The sequence below is a fragment of the Nitrosomonas sp. genome, from assembly GCF_040240425.1.
Taxonomy (GTDB): Bacteria; Pseudomonadota; Gammaproteobacteria; order Burkholderiales; family Nitrosomonadaceae; genus Nitrosomonas.
The window spans coordinates 23,608-50,442 of the sequence record NZ_QPHG01000001.1 but is presented as its reverse complement, the minus strand read 5'-3'; the positions used below and the strand labels follow the sequence as shown (position 1 = coordinate 50,442).

Annotated in this window: 23 protein-coding genes; 8 read left to right on the top strand and 15 right to left on the bottom strand. The window is 50.9% G+C overall.

Translation table 11 applies throughout. The features are described from left to right. Positions 1 to 121 precede the first annotated feature (121 nt). Together DU481_RS00200 and DU481_RS00195 are read left to right on the top strand one after the other, a co-directional pair. On the top strand, positions 122 to 1,669 hold the full coding sequence (locus tag DU481_RS00200; protein WP_350131180.1) for an RNA-directed DNA polymerase: 1,548 nt from the start codon (positions 122 to 124) through the stop codon (positions 1,667 to 1,669). Between the two features lie 138 nt (positions 1,670 to 1,807). Beyond that, entirely contained in the window at positions 1,808 to 2,824 is a 1,017-nt protein-coding gene (locus tag DU481_RS00195) for a Fic family protein (RefSeq protein ID WP_350131178.1), read from the top strand. Positions 2,825 to 2,838: 14 nt separating this feature from the next. Here DU481_RS00195 and DU481_RS00190 read toward each other — a convergent pair whose 3' ends face one another. After that, complete coding sequence (locus DU481_RS00190) at positions 2,839 to 3,171, bottom strand: putative signal transducing protein (protein ID WP_090317354.1); 333 nt, start codon at positions 3,169 to 3,171, stop codon at positions 2,839 to 2,841. Positions 3,172 to 3,217: 46 nt separating this feature from the next. Between DU481_RS00190 and DU481_RS00185 the strand changes: the two genes are divergently transcribed. Continuing rightward, the gene (locus DU481_RS00185; protein WP_350131176.1) at positions 3,218 to 4,108 is read left to right on the top strand and encodes a recombination-associated protein RdgC; all 891 of its coding nucleotides are present in this window, start codon (positions 3,218 to 3,220) and stop codon (positions 4,106 to 4,108) included. 19 nt (positions 4,109 to 4,127) lie between these two features. On the opposite strand, the gene DU481_RS00180 is transcribed toward DU481_RS00185, so the two are convergent. From DU481_RS00180 to DU481_RS00150, 7 genes are all read right to left on the bottom strand, one after another. Then, complete coding sequence (locus tag DU481_RS00180) at positions 4,128 to 4,826, bottom strand: DUF6781 family protein (protein WP_350131174.1); 699 nt, start codon at positions 4,824 to 4,826, stop codon at positions 4,128 to 4,130. A gap of 42 nt (positions 4,827 to 4,868) precedes the next feature. Beyond that, on the bottom strand, positions 4,869 to 6,185 hold the full coding sequence (serS, locus tag DU481_RS00175; protein ID WP_350131172.1) for a serine--tRNA ligase: 1,317 nt from the start codon (positions 6,183 to 6,185) through the stop codon (positions 4,869 to 4,871). A 35-nt stretch (positions 6,186 to 6,220) separates the two neighbouring features. Further along, complete coding sequence (locus tag DU481_RS00170) at positions 6,221 to 7,555, bottom strand: replication-associated recombination protein A (protein ID WP_350131170.1); 1,335 nt, start codon at positions 7,553 to 7,555, stop codon at positions 6,221 to 6,223. Beyond that, positions 7,533 to 8,159, bottom strand: coding sequence for an outer membrane lipoprotein periplasmic chaperone LolA (lolA, locus tag DU481_RS00165; RefSeq protein WP_350131168.1), 627 nt, complete (start codon positions 8,157 to 8,159; stop codon positions 7,533 to 7,535). The genes DU481_RS00170 and lolA overlap by 23 nt, the downstream gene beginning before the upstream one ends. 53 nt (positions 8,160 to 8,212) lie before the next feature. Then, positions 8,213 to 10,513, bottom strand: coding sequence for a DNA translocase FtsK (locus DU481_RS00160; protein WP_350131166.1), 2,301 nt, complete (start codon positions 10,511 to 10,513; stop codon positions 8,213 to 8,215). 179 nt (positions 10,514 to 10,692) lie between these two features. Beyond that, positions 10,693 to 11,415, bottom strand: coding sequence for a GGDEF domain-containing protein (locus DU481_RS00155; RefSeq protein ID WP_350131164.1), 723 nt, complete (start codon positions 11,413 to 11,415; stop codon positions 10,693 to 10,695). Positions 11,416 to 11,845: 430 nt separating this feature from the next. Next, the gene (locus DU481_RS00150) at positions 11,846 to 12,337 is read right to left on the bottom strand and encodes an RDD family protein (protein ID WP_350131162.1); all 492 of its coding nucleotides are present in this window, start codon (positions 12,335 to 12,337) and stop codon (positions 11,846 to 11,848) included. Between the two features lie 299 nt (positions 12,338 to 12,636). On the opposite strand from DU481_RS00150, the gene DU481_RS00145 reads away from it, so the two are divergent. The 3 genes from DU481_RS00145 to DU481_RS00135 are packed head-to-tail and all read left to right on the top strand — an operon-like array spanning position 12,637 to position 14,531. Continuing rightward, entirely contained in the window at positions 12,637 to 13,344 is a 708-nt protein-coding gene (locus DU481_RS00145; RefSeq protein WP_350131160.1) for an energy transducer TonB, read from the top strand. A 3-nt stretch (positions 13,345 to 13,347) separates the two neighbouring features. Beyond that, entirely contained in the window at positions 13,348 to 14,109 is a 762-nt protein-coding gene (locus DU481_RS00140; protein WP_350131158.1) for a MotA/TolQ/ExbB proton channel family protein, read from the top strand. Between the two features lie 2 nt (positions 14,110 to 14,111). After that, positions 14,112 to 14,531 carry an ExbD/TolR family protein gene (locus DU481_RS00135; protein ID WP_090317322.1) on the top strand — a complete coding sequence of 140 codons (420 nt, stop codon included), beginning with the start codon at positions 14,112 to 14,114 and terminating at the stop codon, positions 14,529 to 14,531. 45 nt (positions 14,532 to 14,576) lie between these two features. On the opposite strand, the gene DU481_RS00130 is transcribed toward DU481_RS00135, so the two are convergent. The 4 genes from DU481_RS00130 to DU481_RS00115 all read right to left on the bottom strand — a co-directional run bounded on the left by DU481_RS00130 (position 14,577) and on the right by DU481_RS00115 (position 20,045). Beyond that, the gene (locus DU481_RS00130; RefSeq protein ID WP_350131156.1) at positions 14,577 to 17,084 is read right to left on the bottom strand and encodes a cation-translocating P-type ATPase; all 2,508 of its coding nucleotides are present in this window, start codon (positions 17,082 to 17,084) and stop codon (positions 14,577 to 14,579) included. A 206-nt stretch (positions 17,085 to 17,290) separates the two neighbouring features. Next, complete coding sequence (locus DU481_RS00125) at positions 17,291 to 17,443, bottom strand: hypothetical protein (RefSeq protein WP_176776368.1); 153 nt, start codon at positions 17,441 to 17,443, stop codon at positions 17,291 to 17,293. A 365-nt stretch (positions 17,444 to 17,808) separates the two neighbouring features. Next, positions 17,809 to 19,110: a cryptochrome/photolyase family protein gene (locus DU481_RS00120; RefSeq protein ID WP_350131154.1), complete on the bottom strand. Its 1,302-nt coding sequence runs from the start codon at positions 19,108 to 19,110 to the stop codon at positions 17,809 to 17,811. 26 nt (positions 19,111 to 19,136) lie between these two features. Then, a complete protein-coding gene (locus DU481_RS00115) occupies positions 19,137 to 20,045 on the bottom strand; it encodes a TIGR01777 family oxidoreductase (protein ID WP_350131152.1) in 909 nt (302 codons plus the stop codon). Between the two features lie 493 nt (positions 20,046 to 20,538). Between DU481_RS00115 and DU481_RS00110 the strand changes: the two genes are divergently transcribed. Together DU481_RS00110 and DU481_RS00105 are read left to right on the top strand one after the other, a co-directional pair. Further along, a complete protein-coding gene (locus DU481_RS00110) occupies positions 20,539 to 22,305 on the top strand; it encodes a GmrSD restriction endonuclease domain-containing protein (RefSeq protein ID WP_350131150.1) in 1,767 nt (588 codons plus the stop codon). Between the two features lie 213 nt (positions 22,306 to 22,518). Beyond that, positions 22,519 to 23,367, top strand: coding sequence for an adenosylcobinamide-GDP ribazoletransferase (locus DU481_RS00105; RefSeq protein WP_350131148.1), 849 nt, complete (start codon positions 22,519 to 22,521; stop codon positions 23,365 to 23,367). 92 nt (positions 23,368 to 23,459) lie between these two features. Here the strand turns inward: DU481_RS00105 and zapE are convergent, their stop codons facing one another. Genes zapE through DU481_RS00090 form a run of 3 tightly spaced genes read right to left on the bottom strand, consistent with a single transcriptional unit; the run spans position 23,460 to position 26,829 of the window. Further along, positions 23,460 to 24,665, bottom strand: coding sequence for a cell division protein ZapE (gene zapE / locus DU481_RS00100; RefSeq protein WP_350131146.1), 1,206 nt, complete (start codon positions 24,663 to 24,665; stop codon positions 23,460 to 23,462). Between the two features lie 17 nt (positions 24,666 to 24,682). After that, positions 24,683 to 26,059: an AmpG family muropeptide MFS transporter gene (locus DU481_RS00095; protein WP_350131144.1), complete on the bottom strand. Its 1,377-nt coding sequence runs from the start codon at positions 26,057 to 26,059 to the stop codon at positions 24,683 to 24,685. Further along, complete coding sequence (locus DU481_RS00090; RefSeq protein ID WP_350131142.1) at positions 26,056 to 26,829, bottom strand: exodeoxyribonuclease III; 774 nt, start codon at positions 26,827 to 26,829, stop codon at positions 26,056 to 26,058. Before DU481_RS00090 ends, DU481_RS00095 begins: the two co-directional genes overlap by 4 nt. Positions 26,830 to 26,835 lie beyond the last annotated feature (6 nt).

The following is a 26,835-nucleotide window of genomic DNA, read 5'->3' as shown; positions in this document are numbered from 1 at the left end:
TGTAGATGATGTTTTCGAAAAGATCGAAAGCATCCCTGTAGACTGGAAAGACCGCAGATGAAATGAAGAAGGTAATGCATCAAAGGGATAAAAAACATGGAAGTAAATCGGATGTGCTGGCATGAATGAGTCAATTCAGAACGAGCAAGTTCTGTCAAAGGAAATTCAACGAAAATCTATTCTCATGCTTTCCCATGCTGAAGCTCGGGAGTTTTTTCTGAAAGCAGAGAGTTATTGCAGTATTGATCTTCCGCCCTATTTTGTTTTCAGCGAGCTGATTAAGCAAGTTCACGCACAGCTTGACGGAAAAAAGCTCACCGAAGTAAGCAACAACCCCAGAGAATTTGATGATGTCAATTACACTATTCTGAACAATAAGGATGGCAAATATTCCTGGCGTCCTTTCCAACTTATTCATCCGGCGCTGTATGTGTCTCTTGTTCATTGCATTACAGATAAAGACAACTGGGAATTGCTTATCGAGCGGTTTGAGAATTTTTCAGAAAACGAAAAGATACGTTGCCTGAGTCTTCCTGTAGTTTCCCAGTCGGATGAAAAAGACAAAGCAGAGCAGGTTTCGCATTGGTGGCACGAGGTTGAGCAACGTTCGATTGAACTTGCGCTGGAATATGATTGCCTGCTGGAAACGGACATTACGGATTGTTATGGTGCAATCTACACACACTCGATAGCATGGGCTCTCCATACCAAACCCGAAGCAAAGAAACGAGAGAACAGAAACAACCTTGATTTAATTGGCAATCAGATAGACAAACACATCCAAGACATGCGTCACGGGCAGACCAATGGCATCCCGCAGGGTTCAGTGCTGATGGACTTCATTGCCGAAATCGTGCTTGGTTATGCTGATCTTGAACTGTCCGAAAAAATCCAGTCAGCAGGAATTACTGATTATTTGATTCTTCGCTACCGCGATGACTATCGAATCTTTGTCATCAATCCACGAGATGGCGAACAGATCGTCAAACTGTTAACCGAAGTCACTATTTCGCTTGGATTAAAGCTCAATCCCTCCAAGACCAAGGTGAACGTTGATGTCGTCAGAGCATCCATCAAGGCTGACAAAATCGCATGGTTTAGCAGGAAAAAGAGTGAGAAAAGCCTGCAAAAGCATTTACTGATCATTCACGACCACGCTCTACAGTTTCCGAATGCTGGCAGTTTAGCTGTAGCTCTACAGGATTATTACAATCGGCTGGCCAGAGTTAAAGCGCTGCTAGAGGAGCCCTTGCCGCTAATCAGCATCATTGTTGATATTGCGTACCGTAACCCTCGCACCTATGCCGTTTGCGCAGCCATCTTGAGCAAACTAATTACTTTTCTTAAATCACCAGACAAGAAAGAAACTCTAGAAAAAATCCAACGCAAATTTACTAAGATCCCAAATACCGGGCACTTGCAGATTTGGCTGCAACGAATATCGCAGTCAGAATTTCAAGATATGCAATATGATGAGCCACTGTGTCAACTCGTATCAGGTCATTCAGCAACCATCTGGAATCTTACCTGGATCAGTTCAAGAGAACTGAAAAAAGCTATTGATGCAAAAAGTATTATTGATGAAGCTCGCTTAAACGCCATAAACCCGGTTATTACCTTGGATGAGTTCGAGCTATTTATCCGGAAACAGATGGATGATTACGGATGATCCATCAATCTTTCATTTCTCAACTCACCTTCGGTTTAGCTTTTGTTCCTTTAGAGAACGAAATCTGGCCAGCAATGTTTGAATAGCGATCATGTTTGCGATTTGTATAGCGACAATTCTAACAGCCTTGAAAGTAGTATGAGCTACCAACCGCCCTACACCATCACTCCAACAATCCTGAATCTGGTTGCTGAGATCAGCGAAACCATCGGTCGCTACACCGTGCTAGCCGAGCAGAGCCTGACGCCACGTCTGCGCCGGGAGAATCGTATCCGCACCATTCATGCTTCGCTGGCTATCGAGAACAATACGTTGACGCTGGAGCAAGTGACTGCCGTGATCGAAGGTAAACAAGTATTGGGTCATCCGCGTGAGATTCAGGAGGTACGCAATGCTTTTGCCGCCTACGAGGCTTTGGAAGGCTGGCGAGCCGGTTCCGAGCGGGATTTGCTGTCGGCGCACGAGTTGTTGATGCGCGGCTTGGTGGATGAAGCCGGATGTTATCGTTCCGGCGGTGTCGGTATTTTCCAAGGCAAACAGTTGGTGCACATGGCGCCGCCTGCCAACCGGGTACCGGAACTGATGGCCGATTTACTGGGATGGTTGGCGATGACTACCGAACATCCGTTGATCGCCGGTTGTGTTTTTCATTACGAGATTGAATTCATTCACCCCTTTGCTGATGGCAACGGCCGCATGGGGCGGTTGTGGCAGACCTTGATCTTGCGCGATTGGAAGCCTTTACTGGCTTATTTGCCGGTGGAAACGGTGATCCGAGAGCATCAAGAAAGTTATTACCAAGCACTGGCGGCAGCCGATGAGCAAGCCGATGCGACACCTTTCATCGCGTTTATGCTGAGCGAGCTACTGGCTGCCATTCGCCAGGCAACAGCTACCGACCAAGTAACCGATCAAGTAACCGACCAAGTTGCAGTGCTGATCCGGGGAATTGGCAATGGTGAATTAAGCAGCAGTGATTTGATGCAGACGCTAGGGCTGACACATCGCCCGACTTTCCGGGAAAATTATTTGAATCCGGCATTGGCGGGTAGCTGGATCGAACGCACGCAACCGGATTCACCGCGCAGTCCCAAACAGCGTTATCGATTGACCGTTAAGGGAAGGGACTGGTTGCAGTGGCATGCCGATCAATGAACCGGATTTAACGATCAAGTAAGCTGACGGTTTCCTGCCGTTTCCAATCCACCCCCGCACTTCCAGCACAACTGAAAATTGGCCGGATTCTCTTCGCCGCAGGATGGGCATTGCACGTTGCCGGTAGTGACCGGGGTATTTTCGTAGGTTTCAATCACATGCTTGCCACGTTCATAGTCTTCGTCGCGTTTGATCCATACTTCCGGGCAAGCGTGATGAACCGGTATTTCTCCGGCCATGCCTTGCGCGTATTGGTTGAAAATTTGCGCCGGAATGTAGGCGTGTGCGAGCAGATCAAGTACTATCTGCGCTTCCATCAGATTATTGGCGGAATAAATTTTTTTCATGCCGTGATGAGTACCCAACAGATCAATCGATTAACTGACAAAAACTATGTGGTTCAGAAATATACAAGCTTATCGTATTACCAGTGGAAATATAACCCCGGATAGTCTGGAAGAAGCGCTTTCGCAGCACGCGTTGCAGCCGTGCATGCAAATGGAATTGCAAAGCCGCGGCTGGCTGACGCCGCGTGACGAGCAGCCGAATTTTGTGCATGCCTATGGGCAGCATTGGTTGATTGCTTTCGGGGTGGAGAAAAAATTGTTGCCCGCTGGGGTGATCAACCAGCATGCGAAAAACCGTATCGTGCAGATCGAGCAGATGCAGGGTTACAAGGCGGGTAAGAAACAGGTGCGCGATATCAAGGAAGCGACCATCGTCGAGCTGCTGCCGCGCGCTTTTGCGCAGCGCCATAAAACCTACGCTTGGATCGATGCGTTGAATAATCGGCTGATTCTGGACACGTCCAGCGCGCATAAAGCCGAGGAGTTTATCGAGGTGCTGGTGAAAACGGTGCAAGGCATCACGCTGGCGCCGCTGGAAACGAAAATCTCGCCGTCATCGGCGATGACGCGCTGGTTGACGGTTGATGGCGATTTGCCGTCCATTTTTACCATCGACCGCGATTGCGAACTGCAAGGGATGAGCGATGAGAAGGAAACTATCAAGTATTCCCATCACGTGCTGGAAGCGGAAGAAACCGCGCGGCACATTCGCGCCGGGAAAAAGGCGATCAAGCTCGCCATGACATGGGATAGCAAAATCTCGTTTGTGTTGCAGGACAACTTGCAGCTGCGGCGCATCGCACCGCAGGATATTCTGAAGGAGTCTACCGAGAGCGCGGAAGAATTATTCGTCAGCGATTTTACCATCATGACCGGCGAGCTGAACCAGCTGATCACGGATATCATCGATGCGCTCGGTGGTGAAGATCACAGCTAATACAGCTCAGCTGGATTGCTTAGTGTTTGCCGGTTTTGGTTTGATCCTTAATTCCCGACAGTACACCGCTGGCGGCTTTGCTGACAATATCAACCGTCTTTTGCGCCAGGCTGGCGCCGGTTTCCACTTGCACATTGCCAACCGAGGCGACCTGCTGCGCGAAAGTGGCTAAGGTTTCCTTTAGCTGCGAGCCCACGTTAGTGCCGGTATTTTTGGCATGGTGACTCAGATCGAGCAGCACATCGGCAATCAGCCCTTGCGCTGCGGTGGCGGTGTGATGCAGCGTCTCCATGAACAAGCTTTCGAGGCTTTCCAGCTCGGAACGGGTGCGCGCCAATTCGGTATCGGAGAATCGCTTGGCCTGGCCTGCGGCTTCTTCGACGGCCAGTTTGGACGCTTCAGCAAATCTTGCCAGCGCGGAATCCAATCCGGCCACGGCATCGGTAATTTGTGACTTGGCTGCCTGGGTTTGATTGGCTGCTTGTTGCAATTGCTGTGCCGCGCCATCGTGTATCCCTTGCATCACGGCCGTGATGATGCGCCGCAACGATTCCGGATCGATATTTTTCGCATTCATGGCTTTCAGCGTTAAGCGGTGCACCGTTTCCTGAATATGCGAACCGCTGGCGATGGCTTCACGCACTTCGGCTTCCAGCGTTTTGATATCGTTGTCGCTGCCTGGGGCATTATTAGACTCATGGGTATTTTCATTGTTCATGATGACGTGTCCTATTAGAAGGTGAAAAGATGAGGTCCGATTTCATTGTCCTCTGCTACTTGCGAGTTGGTCAAGGCCATTCATGTAAGGGCGCAAAACTTCTGGAATAGTGACGCTGCCGTCGGCATTCTGATAATTCTCCAGCACCGCCACCAGCGTGCGCCCAACGGCCAAGCCGGAACCATTTAACGTGTGCAGCAGCGCCGGTTTGCCGTTTTCGTTGCGGAAACGCGCTTGCATGCGCCGCGCTTGGAATGCCTCGCAATTGCTGCACGAGGAGATTTCGCGGTAGGTATTCTGCGCGGGCAGCCAGACTTCGATGTCGTAGGTTTTTGCCGCCGAGAAACCCATATCACCGGTGCACAAGGCCATGACCCGGTACGGCAGCGCCAGTTTTTGCAGAATCTTTTCCGCATGGCCAACCAGTTGCTCCAGCGCTTCGTACGATTGATCGGGATGGACGATGTGCACCAGCTCGACTTTGTCGAACTGGTGCTGGCGGATCAGACCGCGTGTGTCGCGGCCGTAACTGCCCGCTTCGGAACGGAAGCAGGGCGTATGCGCTACGAATTTCAACGGCAGCGCTTGCAGCGGCACGATTTCATCGCGCACCATGTTGGTGATCGGGACTTCGGCGGTGGGAATGAGATGGAAATCAGCCGCAGGCGCTTCGCCGGGTGGATTTGCGCCACCGGCATGAACGGAAAACAGGTCTTCTTCGAATTTGGGTAACTGTCCGGTGCCGCGCAAGCTATCGCGGTTGACCAGATAAGGCACATAGGTTTCGGTGTAGCCATGTTCCTGCGTGTGTGTATCCAGCATGAATTGCGCCAAGGCGCGATGCAGGCGCGCCAGTCCGCCTTTCATCAAACTGAAACGTGCGCCGCTAAGTTTGGCGGCGGTTTCAAAATCCAGCAATCCCAGACCCTCACCGACACTGACGTGATCCTGGATGGCAAAGTCAAATGTGCGCGGTTCGCCCCAGCGGCGGATTTGCACGTTGCCGGTCTCGTCTTTGCCTTCCGGCACACTGTCATGCGGCAGATTCGGTATTTCCAGCAAGATTTTTTGCAGCCCCTGTTGAATCTGCTCCAAGTGATCTTCCGCTTGCTTCAAGGCATCGCCCAGATGGGCGACTTCGGCCATGATGGCGGAGACATCTTCGCCTTTGCTTTTGGCATGGCCGATTTTTTTCGATGCTGAATTACGCTGCGCTTGCAGTTCCTGTGTGTCGGTCTGGACTTTTTTCCGTTCCGCTTCCAGGGCATTGAACGCTTCCACGGGAAAGGCATAACCTCGTTTGGCCAGCTGCAGAGTGACAGTGTCCAGGCCGGTGCGTAATTGTTGAATTTCTAACATGCAAAAACTCCAAAATTATCGATAGATACGGATAGCTATATTTTATGTTTTGCTTTCTCATCCAGGTTGCGCAAATAAGCCAGTTTTTCCCGGATTTTCTGTTCCAGGCCGTAAGCGGTCGGCTGATAAAAACTGACTTCGGGCATGTCATCCGGAAAATAATTCTCTCCCGCGGCATACGCTTCCGGGCAATCGTGCGCGTAGCGGTAAGCATCGCCGTAGCCGATATCCTTCATCAGTTTCGTCGGCGCATTGCGTAAGTGCACCGGCACACGGCGCGATTTGTCGTGCGCAACCAGTGCGCGTGCTTTATTGTAAGCCAAATAGGCGGCGTTGCTTTTCGGTGCGCAGGCGAGATACAGCGTTGCTTGTGCCAGTGCCAGCTCGCCTTCCGGGCTGCCCAGCCGCTCGTAAGTCTCGCACGCATCCAGCGTCAAGCGCAGGGCGCGCGGATCGGCCAGGCCGATATCCTCCGTGGCCATGCGGATCAACCGCCGCCCGATATACAACGCATCGGCGCCACCATCCAGCATGCGGCACAACCAATAAAGCGCCGCATCCGGCGAGGATCCACGCACTGATTTGTGCAATGCGGATATCTGATCGTAAAACGCATCGCCGCCTTTATCGAAGTTGCGGTTATTGCGTGACAAGGTATTAACGACCATATCCTTTTCGATCTGCGTGATGGCTCCGGTTTCCGCTGCAGTATGGACTTGCTCGAGCAGATTCAGCAGACGCCGGGCATCGCCATCGGCGTATTCGATCAACAGTTGCCGTGCTTCGGCGGAAAATTGCAGGTTACCGAGTGCCAGTTTTTGCGCGCGCTCTAATAACTGGGACAATTCCGCTTCCGACAAGACGGTCAGCACATAAACCTGAGCGCGTGACAGTAACGCGTTATTGACCTCAAACGATGGATTTTCCGTGGTCGCGCCGACAAAGGTGATCAATCCTTGTTCGACGTACGGCAGGAAGGCATCTTGCTGCGATTTGTTGAAACGATGCACTTCGTCGACAAACAGGATGGTATGCCGTCCGCTTTGTTGCAACGTCAACTCGGCTTGCTCGATGGCGGCGCGGATGTCCTTGATGCCGGACAACACGGCGGACAGCGCAATGAATTCGCTATTGAATTCGGTCGACATGATGCGCGCCAGCGTGGTTTTGCCGGTTCCCGGCGGGCCCCACAAAATCATCGAGTGCGGTTTGCCCGATTCAAACGCCAGCCGCAATGGCTTGCCGGCGCCGAGTAGATGGCTTTGCCCGATGATATCGTTCAGATGTTTGGGACGTAATTGTTCCGCCAGCGGTACTTGAGGTTGATTCGGTGCAAACAGACCGGCTTCACTCACGGATGACGTCGGCATTTCCAGGCGGTGTGAATTGGAATAAATCGGCGGGTAGCGTTGGATTTTTGTCCCAATCGGAGAATGACAAGATGGTGGTCTGGCCGAAACTATCGCGTAATGCCATGATCTTGAGCACGCCATCCGGAGAAAAAGCCATTTGGATGAACTCGAATGCGCTTTCCTTGCTTTTGGGAATGGCTTCGAGCCACTCCATCTCGTTTTGCACACCCAATTCAACCAGTTCAAAATTGTCTTCGATGGCGCTGCTACCTGCCAACAGCGCAGCGGGGCTGCTGCCGATGGCGATATTGAACGGCCGTTCGGTGACTTGGTTCAGATCGCGGTCATAAAACCATACCTTGCTGCCATCGCCAACAATCAATTGCTCGTAAGGTTTGTCATACGTCCAGCGGAATTTTTCCGGACGTTCGAATTGCATCGTGCCTTGCGATTCTTGCACCGTGCGCGCGCTTTTGTCGTACAGCGTTTGAGAGAAATTAGCGCGTACCGTAAGCGTTTGCTGGATGAAGCTTTTCAAGCTGGTGATGGCGGCTGCTTCAGCCCAGTGGGGTATCAGACTGCTGACGAGCAGGAGAAAAACGAGACAGCTTGAGCGGGCCATAGTATTCCTAAAATGAAATGGGGGTATGAAGCGCATGACGGCAGGGCAGTTGATCATTCGTTGCGTGCCGGAGCCAATACTTCCCGGTTGCCGTTGCTTTGCATGGATGAGACCAGACCGGCGCGTTCCATGTCTTCAATAAGACGGGCGGCGCGATTATAGCCGATGCGTAAATTCCTTTGTACCAGGGAAATCGATGCGCGGCGGGTTTTAACGACGATGGCCACCGCTTCATCATAGAGCGGATCGGCTTCGCCGCCTTGCGGTTTTTTCAGTTCGGAAGAATCGCCGCTATTATTTTCTTCATCACTAGTTTGTAGAATTTCCTCGATGTAATTCGGTTCGCCATGTTCTTTCAGATATTCAACCACTTTATGTACTTCGTGGTCGGCGACAAAAGCGCCGTGCACGCGTTGCGGGTAACCGCTGCCGGGCGGCAGATACAGCATATCGCCTTGGCCGAGAAGAGCTTCCGCACCCATTTGATCGAGAATGGTGCGCGAATCGATTTTACTCGACACTTGAAACGCGATACGGGTCGGAATGTTGGCTTTAATCAGACCGGTAATCACATCGACCGACGGACGTTGTGTCGCCAGTAGCAAGTGGATGCCGGATGCGCGCGCTTTTTGTGCCAGCCGGGCGATCAAGTGTTCGACTTTCTTTCCGGCGACCATCATCAAATCAGCCAATTCATCGATTACCACGACAATGAGCGGCAACTCATCCAGATATTCTGGCTCTTCTCCCGGCGGCAGCAATGGATTAACGACAGGTTCTTCGCTTTTAACCGCATCGCGAATTTTCTGGTTGTAGCCGCTGAGATTACGCACACCCAATGCCGACATCAGTTTGTAACGCCGCTCCATTTCACCGACGCACCAATGCAGTGCGCTGGCCGCTTCGCGCATGTCCGTGACAACCGGCGTCAGCAGATGCGGAATGCCTTCGTACACCGACAATTCCAGCATTTTGGGATCGATCAGGATCAGGCGTGTTTGTTCCGGTGTGGTTTTATAAATCAAGCTGAGAATGACCGCGTTGATCGCGACCGATTTTCCCGAGCCGGTGGTTCCGGCAACCAGCGCATGCGGCATTTTCGCCAAATCGGAAACGATCGGGCGGCCGCTGATATCCTTACCCAGCGCGATGGTGAGCGGAGAAGGGGAGTCGGCGTAGACCTGCGAACTGAGAATTTCCTGCAAGCGTACGATTTGCCGTTTGGGATTGGGGATTTCCAATCCCATGCTGGTTTTTCCCGGAATGGTTTCAACCACGCGGATGCTGGCCACGGACAATGCGCGCGCCAGGTCCTTAATCAAATTGATGACTTGATTGCCTTTGACGCCCACGGCCGGTTCGACCTCATACCGGGTGATCACCGGTCCTGGGAAAGCCGCGACCACTTTGACATCGACGCCGAATTCCTTGAGTTTGCGTTCGATCAAGCGGGATGTGAACTCGAGGGTTTCTTTGGATAGCACTTCAAAATCTTTTTCTGGCTCGTCCAGCAGATGCAAAGGCGGCAGCGGCGAGTCGGGCAGATCGAAAAACAACGAAGGTTGTTTTTCTTTGATGATGCGCTGCGATTTAATAATCACCGTCGTTGGCGGTTCGATATGCAGCAATGGTGTGCTCTCTACCCGTTTTTTTTCGCTTTCGACGATTTTGTCGCGCGTTCGTGCGGCAATGATACCGGCGAGTTTATCCTGCCGTGTTTCCCAAGTGTTTATTAGCAGGAGCAGCAGATTTTCGACACTTTCACCGATTTTTTCTACAAATCGTACCCACGACAACCCGGTAAATTGACTGAAGCCGACGGCGATCAGGATCAGCAAGGTTAGTGTCGCGCCGGTAAAACCGAGAATTTGCGACAGGTAATGGCTGATGGCATTGCCCAGCATGCCGCCCGGCATCAGCGGCAGGGCAATATTGATGGAATAAAACCGTAATGACTCCAGTCCGCTGCTGGCGGCCAGTAGTAAGAGAAAACCGCCCAAGGTCAGGAATAGGGAGTGGCGGTCAAAAATGCCGGCGCTATCGATGCGGCGGTAGCTCCAGGCAATCGCCGACAGAAAGAATGCCACCCACCACCATGCCGATGCGCCGAATAAGTACAGCAGCAAATCGGCGAGCCAAGCCCCGGCGTGTCCGCCCGCATTCTGGATTTGATTGAAATCGCCGCTATGTGACCAACCGGCATCGCCACGGTCGTAACTGAAAAATATCAACACCAGATAAAGTGCCGCGCCCATCAGTATCAGCAGGCCGGATTCCCGCAATAACCGGGCTACTCTGGGTGAGAAGGAATGGCCGCTTGATTTCTTGGCCATCGGCTTGTTAATTAAACTCATGGGTATCTCAGAAACGAAAAATTTTGTCTGGCGGATACGCTGAATTATATAAGAGAATATGCAGTAATTTCTTTAATGCAGCAGTAAATGCATTTAGTTACTGTATTAACAGCGGGTATTGATGTGTGGTAAGTCGTGTTTAGCGATCTCAAATGGGCAAAAAGCGCACACTCAAAAGCTTAAACGGTGTCTGTCGATCTTGAGCGCGATAAAATCGCAGGAACCGTCGATTTATCTTTATTGACGATCTGCGGCAGCGTGGAAACCTGGTTTCCGCCGTTTCGTTTCGCGGCAAAGAGTGCATCTTCGGCACGTTTACACAATTTTAACTTGTTATCGGTTTCATCCAGCATGGCAATGCCGATGCTGACCATGATTTTATTTTCAGTGTTTTTATCCATTTTGGTGGAAACTTTTTTGCGCACCGATTCGCATACTTTTTTCGCTTCGTATAGATCCGTTTCCGGAAATAAAATGGCAAATACATTGATATCAATGCGATAAAACAGATCGGTGATTCTGATATTGGTTTTGATCTCGTGAGAAATCTGTTTTATCGAGTCATTCTTGTTTTTGTAATCATAGTCATCGCTAAATAGCTTAAGCAGATCGAGATCGATGATCGCGACGGAGAAGCTCCGGTGATACCGTCTTGAACGCAATATTTCCGTATCCAATTCGGATTCAAAAGCCTGTCTGTTTTTATAGCCGGTGATTGGATCAATCAGCACCTGGGTCAGCAAGGTTGACATGTCGCTATTCGTTTTTTTGATCTTGATGACCATCAATGCGGAACAAATAATCAATAACAAAGTCAGTCCGCGATTAAATACTATGACATTCATCGGCATTACAATGCCGGGAGATAGATAAAAGCCAGTGATGGTAAGAATAAGCGTCATTGCGGTAATGCAATAGGTAAACCGGATTCCGCTCACCCAGAGGCTAGAGAATACCACCAGTATATACGGTACCGCAGCAGCAACTCCCAATGGAGTATTTAAGTCAACGACAAAAATGCACAGCATTAACGCTATGACAATGAACATGTTTGCCTGAATTGCACATTCTCTGAATAAGACTTTCAAAGCAGCGGCTGCTGAGATAATTTGGCTACGCATGGGCTATATAGTAATTTGTAAAAAAGTCGGATTGCTTATTTTTACGGATTCCGGAAATTAAACTTTATGAACAGATAAGCGCATAACTAAATTGATAACAATCAATTTATTATACATTCTTTTAAAAATTAGATTGTAAATTTTGCATATAAATTTATGCTAATAAATGAAAATTTATCATTAGCTTGCCAGTGGTGATCCGGTCCGGCAATTACTCCTCTAACCGGATAATACGCGTTCCGGCTAACCGGTCATGCAGATACTGGCGATCGCGATCGAATAATGCCCAAATGAATCCGGAGCCAAAAATAAGAATGCTGATGAGTACGAGCTGATAGTAAGAAATAAAATTAATGGGAAAAACCCAATCGATAACGACAAAAATGAATATGCCCGTTAAGGAAAATAAGTACCGGGCAATGGCTTGTTTTTTTGTCAGGCCATGGCCATCCGCGGTGACGAGCCGCATCTTCCAAGTTTGCATCGCGAGCGTTTGTCCGCCATGGGTCCAAAACCAGGTAAAGTAGTATCCCATGATAGCAAACAGATAGCATTGAAAAAGCGGCTTGAAATAAGCGGCTTGCGTGTCGGTGAAAATAAAATGAAAAATGAAACTAGCGATAAACAAAACAGCCAATATCAGAAGAAAATCATAAATCAGGCAGACGCTGCGGCGCCAGAAACTGGGAGTGGAATAAGTCATGTTAATTGTTGTAAATGAAAGTGATGAAACTATCCGTGCGATGACTGCGCATGAATTGCCCGGAATCGGTGACATTGTATGTTGAAATGGAATTTAATATAAGCTTTGGTTATTGATAATTATTATCGTTTTCGTTAAAATGTTTATTTGACAGGCTTAATCTGAATTGATGTGCATTTAATTGCAGCATAGCGTGGTTTTCAGGGATTGTTGCCGATGAGTCAAAAATCAAAATCAACGGTGTCCGGCGTATTTTAGATCAAGTAAATAAGAAGTTTGTCTGATTTGTCTATTCTGTAATGCATTCACTATCCCGGAAAAATATTGACTATTTAGGGCGGCAGCAGCGCCTTATTTCATTACCTGGGCTGTTGTTTGTACTCGTTATCCATGCCGCGTTATTTTATTTTTTGTGGCATCAGCGTTTGATTCCAAATCCGGAGCAGGCGCTGACATTGTTTGCCGAATTGATCACACCGCCCGCGCCGGTCACGCCACCTAAAGCATCACCCGAACCGGCACCGGTTAAACTCCAGCCGGTAAAAAAGCCGGTGGTCAAACCCAAACAGGAACAGCTGGTAGCAAAATCCCCGAAAGTCTCCGAAAAGAAAAAGGCTGAGACAGCGCCGAAACCGGTGCAAGAGCCGGTGACCGAGCAGGTGACAGCAGCGCCGCCCGTAGTTGAAGCATCACCCAAGCAAATGCCAACAGCACCGGTGGCTCTGTCTTCGGAATTGTCGGTATCCTGCCCCAAATTAACGCCGCCCGAATATCCTGCCATTTCCCGGCGCATGGGGGAAGAAGGGAAACTGGTGCTGCGTGTGGAATTGGATGAAAACGGGCATATCGATAATGCGAAAGTTCTTAACAGCAGCGGCTATGAGCGGCTTGATGCTGCCGCACTGAGCGCGGTGAAGAGCTGGCAATGCAATCCATCGCTGCGTGATGGCCAGCCGGTCCGGGCTGTTGCCTTACAACCCTTTAATTTTGTACTGCAAGGAAATTAATTCATGGAACAAGGGCTTGGTTTTTCTAATTTTCTCGATCAGATTGACGGCGTGGGCATGAGCGTGCTGGTGTTGCTGTTGTCGCTTTCGGTGGCAAGCTGGTATCTGATCATCACTAAAAGTATCGCCAATTTGATGGCGAAACGCCGTGCCGAGGCGTTTTTGAAACACTTCTGGAGTTTTGATTCGTTGGAAGCGGTGCATGTCGAATTCAGAAATGCCGCGCCGGATAACGCCTTTGCGGAGCTTGCCAAATTGGGCATTGACGCGGCCGCTGATTCCAAAATCCACAGTTCTCACAAATTGGCTGCAGCGGGTGGAACCAGCGAGTTTCTGACACGTACTTTGCGCAACGGTATCGATCAGGAAGCGACGCGTGTTGAAAACGGCCTTACATTGATTGCAACAGCCGGTTCGGCCGCGCCTTATATCGGCTTGTTTGGAACCGTCTGGGGTATTTATCATGCACTCATTCAAATCGGACTTTCCGGTCAAGGCACCTTGGACAAAGTTGCTGGTCCGGTCGGTGAAGCTCTGATTATGACCGCACTGGGGTTGGCAGTGGCGATACCGGCCGTGCTGGCTTATAACGCTTTTGTCCGCCGTAACCGGATCTGGCTCGCGCGTTTGGAAGCTTTTGCGCATGATCTGTTCATACTGATCACCGTTGGCGATGACAATGAACCGCCGGAAGCCGTATCGCAATCGCCGGTTACGGCGGCTGTTCCCGGAACTGCCGATATTGCGATTGAAAGGGGACAATAAGAATGGCCTTTGGAAGCATGCAGGATAGCGGGCGCCAGGCGCCCATGTCGGAAATCAATGTGGTGCCGCTGGTGGATGTCATGCTGGTGCTATTGATCATTTTTATCATCACGGCGCCGCTGCTGACGCATTCCGTTAAAATCGATTTGCCGAAAGCGGAAAGCAATCCCAATATCACCCAGCCTGAGCATGTCGAGCTGGCGATTCGCGCGGATGGCAGTCTTTTTTGGAATGGCGAGCCGGTAGCATTGGAACAGTTGGCACCGCGCTTTGCAGCAAAAGTAGCGCAAGCACCCAATACCGAATTGCATATCCGCGCCGATAAGCTGGCGCATTACGAACATGTCGCGCGGCTCATGAGTATTGCAGCCAAAGCTGGTCTGACAAAAATCGGTTTTATTACCGATCCGTCCGAAAAATAAAAGTAGTTTGCAGCCGGTCGATGCAGGTTTGTATGACTGGTTAAGTTAATCGCAGTGTTGTTGGGATTGTGTTTGCCGCTTCCGGAAGATACGCAATCCATTGGCGCGGCCCAGTAATGTCAATGTCGCAGCGATCATTCCGCTGGCAATGGCTAATAGCCAGTCGTCAACATGCAGCGGTGCGAGGTGCAGGAATCCCGCCAGTGCAGGTATCTGCACCAGCAAGCATGACAATCCAATGGTGAGGCTGACGATGTACCACGCAGCACTGGAATGCATGCGGCTCAGCACGGCAGTGATGCCCACGCTGGCGGCGATCAAGGTCACCAGCGCCATCGCACGGGCATGATCGACATCGTATCCAGCCCCCAAGCTGCGGATGTAAGCCAGCGTCACAATCACGGTTACGGTTAATCCTGCCAATCCCATCACGAACCACTGCCACCTGCTGAAAAAGCGCAATTGCTTTGTGGGCGGCTGGTACACCAATTTTTTGTTGCCAGCAATTTCCTGAAATACCAGCAATGCAGTGGGATGGATGACCAGTTCCAACCAGACGATATGAATCGGCAGATACAGCATCGGGTATCCGGCCAGCGGAATGAGCGCGGCGGTGAGCACGAGCGGTAAATGAATCATCAGCAGGTATTGGAAGCTCAGCTGCAGGTTGGTGAATAATTGCCGTCCTTCGCCGATGGCCTGCACGATGCTGTGGAAATTGTCGTCGAGCAACACGATTGCAGCGACTTCACGTGCACTGCGGGTGCCGCGTTGTCCCATGGCAATGCCGATATCGGCTGCTTGCAAGGCGGGCACGTCGTTAATGCCATCGCCCGTGACAGCGACGATTTCCCCGCTGTTTTGCAGTGTTTGCACCAGTAGCAATTTTTGTGCGGGCACGGCGCGCGCGATCACATCAATGTTGCGCAGAACATCAGATTCACCGCGTACCAACTGCGTTTGGATCTCATCCGCGGTTACCACTTGCGGTGTGGCTCCACCTAAACCGATTTCTCTGGCTACCGCGCACGCAGTGGCGGGATGATCTCCGGTTATCATGATGATGCGGATCTGCGCATCGCGGCATAAGCGTACGGCTTCGGGCACACCTTCGCGCACCGGATCCTCGAATGCCAGCACACCGGCAAAAATGAAATCGCGATCCGGTTCACCGCCATGCCAGCTCGCGCCATCGAGTGTTTGCCAAGCGCAGGCGATTACTTTGTGCCCGCTGCTGGCCAGTTCATCGATGCGTTGTTGCCAGCCGGTAAGTGCCGTTCCATCAAGCTTGCAGCGCGCTAATACAATTTCTGGAGCACCTTTAAGCACAGCGAGCAGCGCATCGTTGGAGCGGATGATGGCGACTTCGCATTTGCGGTCTTCGGTAAATGGAAAACTTTCAACCGCAGCGTCGTGCAACGGTGTTTCCAGCGAATTGAGAATGGCCAGATCCACCGGATCGCTCGTTTCGTGGCGCGAAGCCATTGCGGCGATTTCCAGCAAACGTTCTTCGCTGAAACCCTGTGCCGGATAACGGTGCGATAACTGTAAGCGGCCTTCCGTCAGTGTGCCGGTTTTATCGGAGCAGATGCAGGATACGCGGCCAATGTTTTCCACTACGACAGCGCGTCGAACCAGGGCTTGCCGCTTGGCTAAGCGGTACACGCCAACGCCGAGGAAAAAGGTCAGAACAACGGGAAATTCCTCCGGCAATGCGGCCACTGCAAGCGTTACCGCACTCAGCAGCGCATCCAGTAAACCGTGCCCTTGCTCCCAGCGTACCCACGCTAAGCCCAAGCAGATGACAGCGGCTACAGCCAGCAGTATTGCGACAAGGTTGCTGACGGCACCTTGCAGCGGCGTGCGGGCATGCGTGCCGAGCATCGCCAAATGCACGATTTCACCATAGAGGGTTTCCACGCCGGTGAAAACAATGCGCAAGCGGACGTTGCCCTTTAACAGGCGGGTACCGGCAAATAGCCAGGATGCACTGGCGATGTGCGCGGCGTGTTCCTGATGGGGCAAAGCGGTGACGGCAAGTTTACGTACCGGAAAGGCTTCTCCCGTCAGTAACGATTCATCGCACAATACATCTTCGGCATATTCGATCAGTCCATCGGCAGGGCATGATTCGCCCGTGCCGAACAACACCAAATCGCCGGGAACCAGTTCTGCCGCAGCGATTCGTTGCGGCTGACCGTCGCGTATCACGGTGGTTTGGGCTGCTAAACAATCACTCAGGCTGGCAATGGATGCTTGCGTGCGCCGGTGCAGATAAGCATCCATACCGAGAAAAGGAATCAGCGCGACAAGTAAAATAATGGCTTCGGTCAATTCACCCACTGTCAAAAACAACGCACTGGTGCCGAGCAGGAACCATAGCATTGGATCTCGAAGGGTATTGCGGAGAATATCCCGCCAGCCCGTTGGCGGCATTTCAATGATGCGGTTGTCGCCATATTGCTGCTGGCGTATTTTAATTTGTGTGGAGTCAAGCCCATCTTGCAATGAGCCGGGAATATTCAAGCGATCCGGGGGCGCGTAGCGCAGCATCTTAAATGTTGATTCGGGAGGGGCGGAAACAGTATGGATAAGCTACATCAATGCAACTATTCTGAACGATAACCGTGCTGATTGATGTGGCTGCTGTGAGAAGATTGGAGCAGTGATGAAGGGAATTGCTTCTCTCTGAATGATCCGCAATAAAAAACGGCTCCTCATAACTGCTAGGAGCCGTTTGATAATCAACCAGCCGATTATTATTTAGTAGGTTCGGCACCCAGCCTTTCGCCTGATTCAGGATCTTTGTATAAGCTTGGCGGTTTGTTGTATGGTTTTGGTTCGCCACATCCAGCAAGAATGGCTGTGGCTGTAAATGCGATAAAGGCGATAGCTAAGAGTGAGTATTTCATGAAAATCTCCTTTGTTATTAAAATCAAAAATTGTTTATCAACAAATTTAATGTCACGTTGGAACTTAATCAGCTACAAGCCATATCCAGAATCTAGTCCAGCATTAAACTATCTTTCGCAGAAAAAGACCTTTTTAGAAGACCAAATGATTGTGCAACCTAAGTGCCTTCTAAACAAGATATGGTTTCATCACGAATAAGAAAATTACTTATTCCTAGTAAGGATAACACTAAAAAAAAAAGTATGGAATATATTACCAACTCTGCCAGCCTGGAAAATCAACAGTGGGCATAACGAATCAGTAAGTCGATTAGCAGCCAAAAGACAATAATTCAGGAACAAAACCGGAAGGTTATGCTGTTTAGCTACCCCACGGCCTGTTGGTACGCTTGCAAGCAGCGCTCGCGCGCGAATGTGTGATCAACGATCGGTGCGGGATAATTTAAGGTATGCCAATCGCTTACCCATGTTTGAATATAAGCGAACTGTTTGTCGAATTTTTCCGTTTGTGCACTCGGATTAAAAATCCTGAAGTAGGGCGCGGCATCAACCCCGCAACCCGCTACCCACTGCCAGTTACCGACATTGCTCGCCATTTCATAGTCCAACAATTTTTGCGCGAAATACGCCTCGCCCCAGCGCCAATCGATCAACAGATGTTTGCACAAAAAACTCGCAGTGATCATGCGCACGCGGTTGTGCATGGTGCCGGTTGCATTGAGCTGGCGCATACCGGCGTCGACGATGGGATAACCGGTAGTGCCCTCGCACCAGCGCTTGAATTCCGCTTCATCGTTGCGCCATTGGATGCGATCGTACTGCGGCTTGAAGCTGCGCTGTGGCGTATGCGGGAAATGCCAGAGAATCTGACTGAAAAACTCGCGCCAGATCAGTTCATTGCAGAAAATATCGCTATGCGGGAATGCATGCTGGAATATTTGCCGGATGCTGACCGTGCCGAAGCGCAGGTGCGGCCCCAGCAACGATGTGGCGGCTAACGACGGAAAATCGCGGTCGTGTGCGTAGTGTTGCAGCCTGTCGTGTTCCAACCGGTAAGCAGGGATGGGCATTGCCGAGCGGGTAAAACCGATATCCGCCAATGACACATCCGGCAGCGCTGTTTGTTTGACCAAGTTGGTCAACTTGGCTACGGTCGCGTAAGTTGTCAATGTTGTCTGGCTTTGTACCTTTCGCCATTTGCGCATGTACGGGGTGTATACCGTATACGCACCGCCGCCGTCCTTGCTGATCTCATCTTTTTCAAACAGCACATGGTCTTTGTAGGTGCGAAACGCTACCGCCTGTGCTTCCAGCCATTGGCACACAGCCTCGTCCCGTTCGCGTGCGTACGGTTCATAGTCATGATTGGTGTAAACCGCGGCAATCGGGTGTGAACGCAGAATTTGCGCGAAAACGTCCAATGGCTTGCCATGATAGAGCGCGAGTGAACTGGCATGCTTTGCTTCAAGTTCGGCACGCAGGGCTTGTACAGTATCGTAAATGAACGTGACGCGGGCGTCGTTTCGCGGTAATCCGGCCAGAATGTCCGGATCGAAAATGAAAATAGGTAAAACCGGGCGTCCCGATGCCAGAGCATGCGAAAGTCCGGCGTTATCGTCCAGACGCAAATCGCGCCGGAACCAAAAAACTGCAAGCGGGGTTGTCATGGTATTGTTCTGCCGGACCGGAAAATTCAGTGATGGTTAAATAAATCCGCCAATGCCGCCGGTAAATGATCGAATTTGAATTGAAAGCCGTATTCTCCCAGCAATCTTTTGGGCGCGATGTGATAGCTGTTCAAAGCCAGTGCGGCGGCTTCGCCTAATACCAGCTTCAGGATAAATGCCGGAGTAGGGAAGAATGCGGGCCGGTGCAATATGTTTCCAAACGCCGTTGCAAATTCGCGGTAGCGCACCGGGTGGGGTGACACTGCATTGACCGGACCTCGGTAGCGTGTATCCAGTGCAGCATTACAGTAGACCGAAACAATGTCCTCGAGATGTATCCACGGCAGCCACTGCTGACCATTGCCAACCGGCCCGCCCAAGCCCAATTTGAAAACTGGCAGCAATTTTTTCAGCATGCCGCCATGGCCGAGTACCACACCGGTGCGAATACTGACCCGGCGCACGCCTTTGCTTTCGATTCTCGCCGCTTCTTGTTCCCAATCATGGCAAATGGTTTGCATAAAACTGAGCTCCTCAGGTACGGCATACGATTCATCATAAAGATCATCGCCCGTACCCGGATAAATACCGATGGCAGAGCCGCAGACAAAGGCCTGCAAGCTATCCGGCGCAGCCGCTACCAATTTTCTCGTACTGAGAATGCGCGATGCGTAAATCTCGTGTTTGCGTACCTTTGTCCAGCGGCCTTCACCCAGATTCTCACCCATCAGATTGATGATGATCTGGCAATCGTGCAGCGCTTCGGCGGGCACATCTTGCGTCGCATAATCCCATTCCAATGCGGGTACATTCAGCAGTTTGCTTGCCTCGCTGCTGTTACGGCTCAGTATCGTTATGGTGTGTTGATCTTGCTGTAAACGCTGGACCAAATGCCGGCCGATAAACCCGGTTGCGCCTGTGATCAGTATGTTCATTTTGCCATGCTCATGAGCCGGTTGAAAATGAGTTTAGGATACACTCATTCCGGGGTTTTTCAGTCCGCCGGTGCATTGAAACTGGTGGGAGGTTCTTACAATTAAAACAACCTTTGTCTGGAGTATTTGAGCGAGATGGCAAGGTGTGCGGAAATACTGTATGACCCTATTTTATTGGCTTTAAAAGAGATATTGTTTGACAAGGTATCAATTGCAAGTAATTTTTATAGTGATGATTGGCGTGATTAGACGGGTTTGACAGATTTGGGATACTTTGAGTATTCCGTGTGACAATGAATTGGTGAAGCCATATTGAATTTTTCCGATGCTCTATCAAAAGGTGGTTTGCAAGGCTTAGAAGTGTGTCAGTTAACTTTCAACTGCATTTAAAAGAAGCTGTGACGTTGGAAAAAACAATCGGGTGAAATTGATAGTGAATCATCGCAACTCATCAGATATTATTAATGCTGCTAGTCTAAAACCCGGGAAATATATGAGCGAACTCAAAACATGTTTTAAACGCGTTGATTACGACCTTGCAGGTTTATTGCATTACATAGACATAGGCGACATCGGTTTGCCAGATATCCAGCGTCCTTTTGTATGGTCTAATGCTAAAGTCCGTGATTTATTTGACTCGATGTATCGAGGCTTTCCAGTTGGCTATTTGCTGTTTTGGGCAAACCAAGCAGTGCAAGGCGTTAAGCAGATTGGCACGGGTGATAAAGCGCACCATGTACCGTCATTGCTTATTGTGGATGGCCAGCAACGTCTTACCTCGCTTTATGCGGTATTTCGTGGCAAAACGGTACTCGATGAAGATTACCAGGAACGGCGAATTGAAGTAGCTTTCCGTCCGCGTGATAGTAAATTTGATGTTGCTGATGCCGCCATTCGTCGCGATCCAGAGTGGATTGCAAATATTTCTGAAATCTGGTCATCAGGAAAATCGAGCAGGAAACTAGTCAATGACTTTATTCATCGGCTATCCGAAAAAGCCCCCTTGACCGAAGACGAAGAAGAGGCAATATCACATAATCTTGACCGCTTGTTTGATTTGCAAAAGTTTCCTTTTACAGCTTTGGAAATAGCCCCATCTGTGGATGAAGAGCAGGTCGCAGATATTTTTGTGCGCATCAATAGTGAAGGTGTGAAGCTAAAACAGGCAGACTTTATTCTGACATTGTTATCTGTTTTCTGGGATGAAGGACGCAAGGCGCTTGAAGATTTTTGTCGCCAATCTCGCAAAGTGCCAAGTCAGGGTAGCGGAGCTTCGCCGTTCAACTATTTCATACAGCCAGACCCAGATCAATTGCTCAGGGTATCTGTCGCTCTTGGCTTTGGGCGTGGGCGGCTAAAGAGTGTTTATCAGGTGTTACGTGGTAAGAATATGGATACCGGCGAGTTTTCAGCCGAAAGACGAGAATCTCAGTTTAAAGTGTTACAAGCGGCGCAAACGGAAGTATTGAATGTAACGAGCTGGCATCAGTTTCTCAGCAGTCTTGTGGGTGCTGGTTTTCGCGGCGGAGAAATGATCTCTTCGCAAAGTGCGCTGCTCTACGCTTATGCTTTTTACTTGATAGGTAGAAATCGTTTTAATGTTGTCGAACATGTATTGCAACGTCTAATTGGTCGCTGGTTTTTCTTCAGCGCTCTGACCGGGCGATACAGTAGTTCGCCAGAAACAGTAATGGATGGTGACTTGAACCGTGTGCTTGTAGTGACGAATGGTGATCTCTTCACCAAGATGCTGGAAGATATTATGGCTTCGGAGCTGACAAATGATTTCTGGGGAATAACGCTGCCCGCCAATTTGGAAAGTTCATCAGCTAGGAACCCTGAATTGTTTGCCTATATCGCTGCTCAAAACAAACTGTCTGCACCTGTTCTTTTCTCGCATAAAAAAGTGCCGGAGTTGCTTGATCCATCGTTAAAGCCAAATAAAAAGCCATTAGAGCGTCATCATCTTTTTCCGAGAGCTTGGCTTGCAGGGCAAGGTATTGATGATCTGAAAATTATCAATCAGCAGGCTAATTTCGCCCTCATTGAATGGCCGGACAATATAGACATAAGCGATACAGCACCAGCAGAGTATGTACCGAAAATTCGATCCCGTTTCACTGATGAGGCATGGAAGTCGATGCACGAGTATCATGCACTACCGAAGGATTGGGAGACTTTATCGTATCAGGATTTCCTTCAACAGCGGCGGAAACTCATGGCTGCGATTATTCGATGTGGTTTTGATTCACTAAAATAATTATTAACAGCAAAAAGAAGGCAGCTATGGAATTGCGAATCTGCTAAAAGCAATGAGCACTCTACGAGATCACAAGATAAAAAAATACATACTCAATTCGCACCCTGCCTCCATGCTGCCCAAAACTAAAGTAACCTGAATCCCTCTGTTACTTTATTAACATGTAGGTTTGTCTGAAAAAATGACTTGATATAATGCGGTGTGGCTTGAATTATGTTCACTGATGTAGTCACTAGCGAAAAAAGCTGGTTGCCGCTACACTCAGCTCCCATGACGATCCCGTCGCACACTCCTCCTCCGAATCGACCTTTTCTCCAGCAGGAATGGCGCAGTTTTTTACTCGCTATCGGTTTCTTTACGCGCATTCCAGTCCCTGATTTGCCGGATTTTCAGGAACAGGAGCTGAATCTGGCGGCCAAGTATTTTCCTTTGGTGGGCATCATGGCGGGGGCTTTTGCAGCCCTGGTGTACCTGCTTGCCAGTACAGTGTTGCCGCAGGACATTGCTGTTCTGCTCTGTATGGTTGCCACCTTATTGCTGACCGGGGCCTTTCACGAAGATGGCTTGACGGATGCAGTCGATGGTCTTGGGGGCGGCTGGGAAAAGGAACAAGTGTTGCACATCATGCAAGATTCCCGGATTGGCAGCTATGGTGCGGTGAGCATTGTCATGGCGCTGTTGTTGAAATTTACCGCGCTGACGCATTTCTCGCCGCTGCTGGTACCGGCAGTGCTGGTAGCAGGCCATAGTGTGAGCCGTTTTTGTGCTGTGCTGGTGATGGCAACGCAACGCTATGTGAAATACGCAGGCAAATCCAAACCGCTTGCGACCGTGATGCCGCTTACCCATCTTGGTGTTGCCGCTTTGCCGGGTTTATTGCCGCTGCTTTGGTTGGAGTACACTTTGTACCTGGGCTTACTACCGGTGGCGGCTGTCTGGGTGTGGTTTAGCCTTGTGATAAAAAAGCGCATCGGCGGCTACACGGGGGATTGTTTGGGCGCTATGCAGCAGCTCACCGAAATCGCTTTTTATCTGGGTGTGCTGGCATGTGCGGCTACTTAGCGTGTTACATCAATAATTGCTGAGTTGGATACGCTATCCCAGGTATCGCGCTGCCGCTTGCACTTTCCGGTATCTGAAGAAAACTAAGTTGTTCAGACGGCAATGATTTTGCCGTGACCTCGGGTCAGATAATCCTTCGATTGCATTTCCGTCAGGCGGGAGACCGTGCGCTCAAACTCAAAACCGGCATTGCCGCCGCTATACAGCGATGGCAGCGGCACGGCGGCGGAGCAGAGGAATTTGACGCCATGTTCGTACAATGCGTCGATAAAATGAATGAAGCGTCTGGCTTCATCGCTATTTTCCTGGGTGAATTGCGGAATCGCGACCATGATGACGGTGTGATAGGCGCGGGCGATGGCGAGATAGTCGGCCGCGCCGAGCGGGTTGGCGCACAAGCGTTTAAACGAGAAAACAGCAACGCCGCGCGCCGCTTTCGGCACAAATAACCGGCGTCCTTGCACGATCAATTCTTCGCTCGGCACTTTGGCGCGGTCTTCCACGCGGCGGTCGGTGAGACGGAAGAACGCCGCCGATAATTGCTCAGTGGTTGCCGCATTGATGGGGAAATAATAGGTTTCCGCGCCTTGCAAGCGGTTGTAGCGATAATCAACCGGTCCTTCGAGCGGAATGATGTCCAGCTTCTCCTTGATCTGCTCGATAAAAGGCAAAAAGCGCTGGCGGTTCAGGCCATTCTTGTACAGATCATCGGGCGGGCGGTTGGATGTCGCCACTACCACCACGCCCTGGGCGAACAATTCCTTGAACAGTCGCGTCAACACCATGGCATCGGCGATATCGGTGACTTGCAGCTCATCAAAGCACAATAGCTGCGCTTCCTGGATGATTTTCCGCGCAATGAATGGCATGGGATCATCATCATTGGCGCGTCCGCCTTGCTGTATTTTTTCGCGTGCGGAAAGCTCGTGCCAGGCTTTGAGCCGCGCGTGAATATCGAGCATGAATTCATGGAAATGCACGCGCCGTTTGGCTGTGACCGGCGCCACCGCATAAAACAAGTCCATCAGCATCGATTTGCCGCGCCCGACGCCACCGTAGAGATAAATCCCTTTCGGAGCTGGTTTGTTGTTGTTTAACCAACCGAACAATACTGTCGATAAGCGCGATCTGGAACGCTCGCCGCGCGTGTGCCCGGCCGGAAGATCGGTCAATTCCTGGTACAGACGCTTGAGTGCGTTTACTGCACTGGCTTGACCGGCATCCGGCTTCAGCTCGCCCGCTTCGATCAGTGCATGGTATTCCGCTTCGGGGCCGGTTTTTTGTGACGCTTGTGACATGGATGAATGGTGGTGGTTTATTCGCTGGAATGGGCAAATGTGGCTTGTCCGGCCAGCCAGACCAGGATTAAAACGGGCAGGCCCAATAGCGCGGTGGCGATGAAGAAGCTTTCGTAACCGTAAGCATCGACGAACTGACCGCTGAAACCGGCGATGAACTTTGGCAACAGCAGCATCACCGAGCTGAATATCGCATATTGCGTCGCCGAATACGCCGAATTGGTCAGACCGGACAGGTAAGCGATAAAAGCACTGGAGGCGATACCGGCGGAAAGATTGTCGGCCGAGATGGTGAATACCAGCCCGCTGACATCGTGGCCGCGTCCAGCGAGCCAGACAAACAGCAAATTGGTCGCGGCGGATAATACGGCGCCTAAAAACAGTGTGCGCATGACGCCGATCTTCGCCGTCAGCACGCCGCCGATTGCAGCTCCAGCGATCGTCATGATCACGCCGTATACTTTTGAGATCGTGGCGACTTCGTCCTTGCTGTACCCCATATCGACGTAAAACGGATTGCTCATAACGCCCATGACGACATCGGAAATGCGGTAGATCGCGATCAATCCCAGGATCAACAGAGCCTGCCGCCCATGCCGCACGATAAAATCGCGAAACGGCGCGATCAAAGCGCCATATAGCCATACCAGCAGGTCGCGGGTGCGCGAAGACAGTTGCCAATGCGCAATGGCTTGCCGGGCGATTTTCTCATTGTCGGAAATCAACCGGCTGTACGGCACATCCGGTTCGCGGATGATCAGCGTCGTAATCATTCCGACCGCCATGCTGACTGCCATGACCAAATAAGCGAAGCGCCACGGTGCGTGATCGTAGGTATCGGCTGTTGTATCAATTGCGGCGGCAATCCACAGCACACCGGCGGAAGCCAGAATCATCGCGATACGGTAGCCTGCTTGATAAGTCGCCGCCATCGCGCCTTGCAATTCCACTGCGACGGCTTCGATGCGGTAGGCATCCAGCGCAATGTCCTGCGTCGCCGAGGCAAACGCCACCGCGAGTGCGAAAATTACCAAATGCGTCAGATTGGCGGCCGGGTCAGTCACGGCCATGCCCATCAGCGCGCAGGTAATGATGATCTGCGACAGCAACAGCCACGCACGGCGGCGGCCCAGCCAGCGCGTCAACAGCGGCAGCGGCAAGCGGTCGACCAGCGGCGACCACAGCCATTTAAAGCTGTATGCCAGCCCGATCCAGCTCAAATAGCCGATAGTTGCGCGGTCGATGCCCGCTTCACGCAGCCAGAACGACAACGTGCCCATGATCAGCAGCAGCGGCAGCCCGGCGGAAAATCCCAGTGACAGCATGCCAAGCACGCGCGGGTGCGTATAAATCCGCAGCGCCTGCAACCAGCTGGACGGTACCTGAGTGGTCATAACAGGTGGTTGTAATCGACGATCAGCGGCGCATGATCGGAGAAGCGTTCGTCTTTGAAAATTGAGGTGCTGCGGGCTGTTTGCGCGATGGCGGGTGTGGCGATCTGATAATCGATGCGCCACCCGACGTTTTTCGCCCAAGCCTGGCCGCGATTCGACCACCAGGTGTATTGATCGGGCTCAGTGTTCAAGCGGCGGAATACATCGACAAAACCGATTTCATCGAACACATGGGTCAGCCAGGACCGTTCTTCCGGGAGGAATCCGGAGTTTTTCTGATTCGAGCGCCAGTTTTTCAAATCGATTTCCTTGTGCGCGATATTCCAATCGCCGCACAAAATGATTTCTCGCCCGCTGGCTATCAGGCTTTGCAATACCGGATAGAATTGCTCCAAAAAATAGAATTTTGCTGCTTGCCGGTGCTCGCCGCTGGAGCCGGACGGCAGGTAAAGCGACACGATGCTCAGATTGCCGAAATCCGCTTGTAAAAAACGCCCCTCGGCGTCGATATCCGCAACCCCGATGCCTTCGACGATGCGATCGGGTTTTTTGCGCGCATAAATGCCGACGCCGCTATAGCCTTTCTGATTGGCGCAATGAAAATAGCCGTGATAATCGTCCGGCGCTTGCATCTCGGCGGAGAGATCGGGCAATTGCGCTTTTAATTCCTGCACGCACACCACATCCGCCGTTTGCTGGGCCAACCAGGGGAAAAAGCCTTTTTTCGCCGCCGCGCGGATGCCATTGAGGTTAAGCGTTATAATTTGCATCTTTTT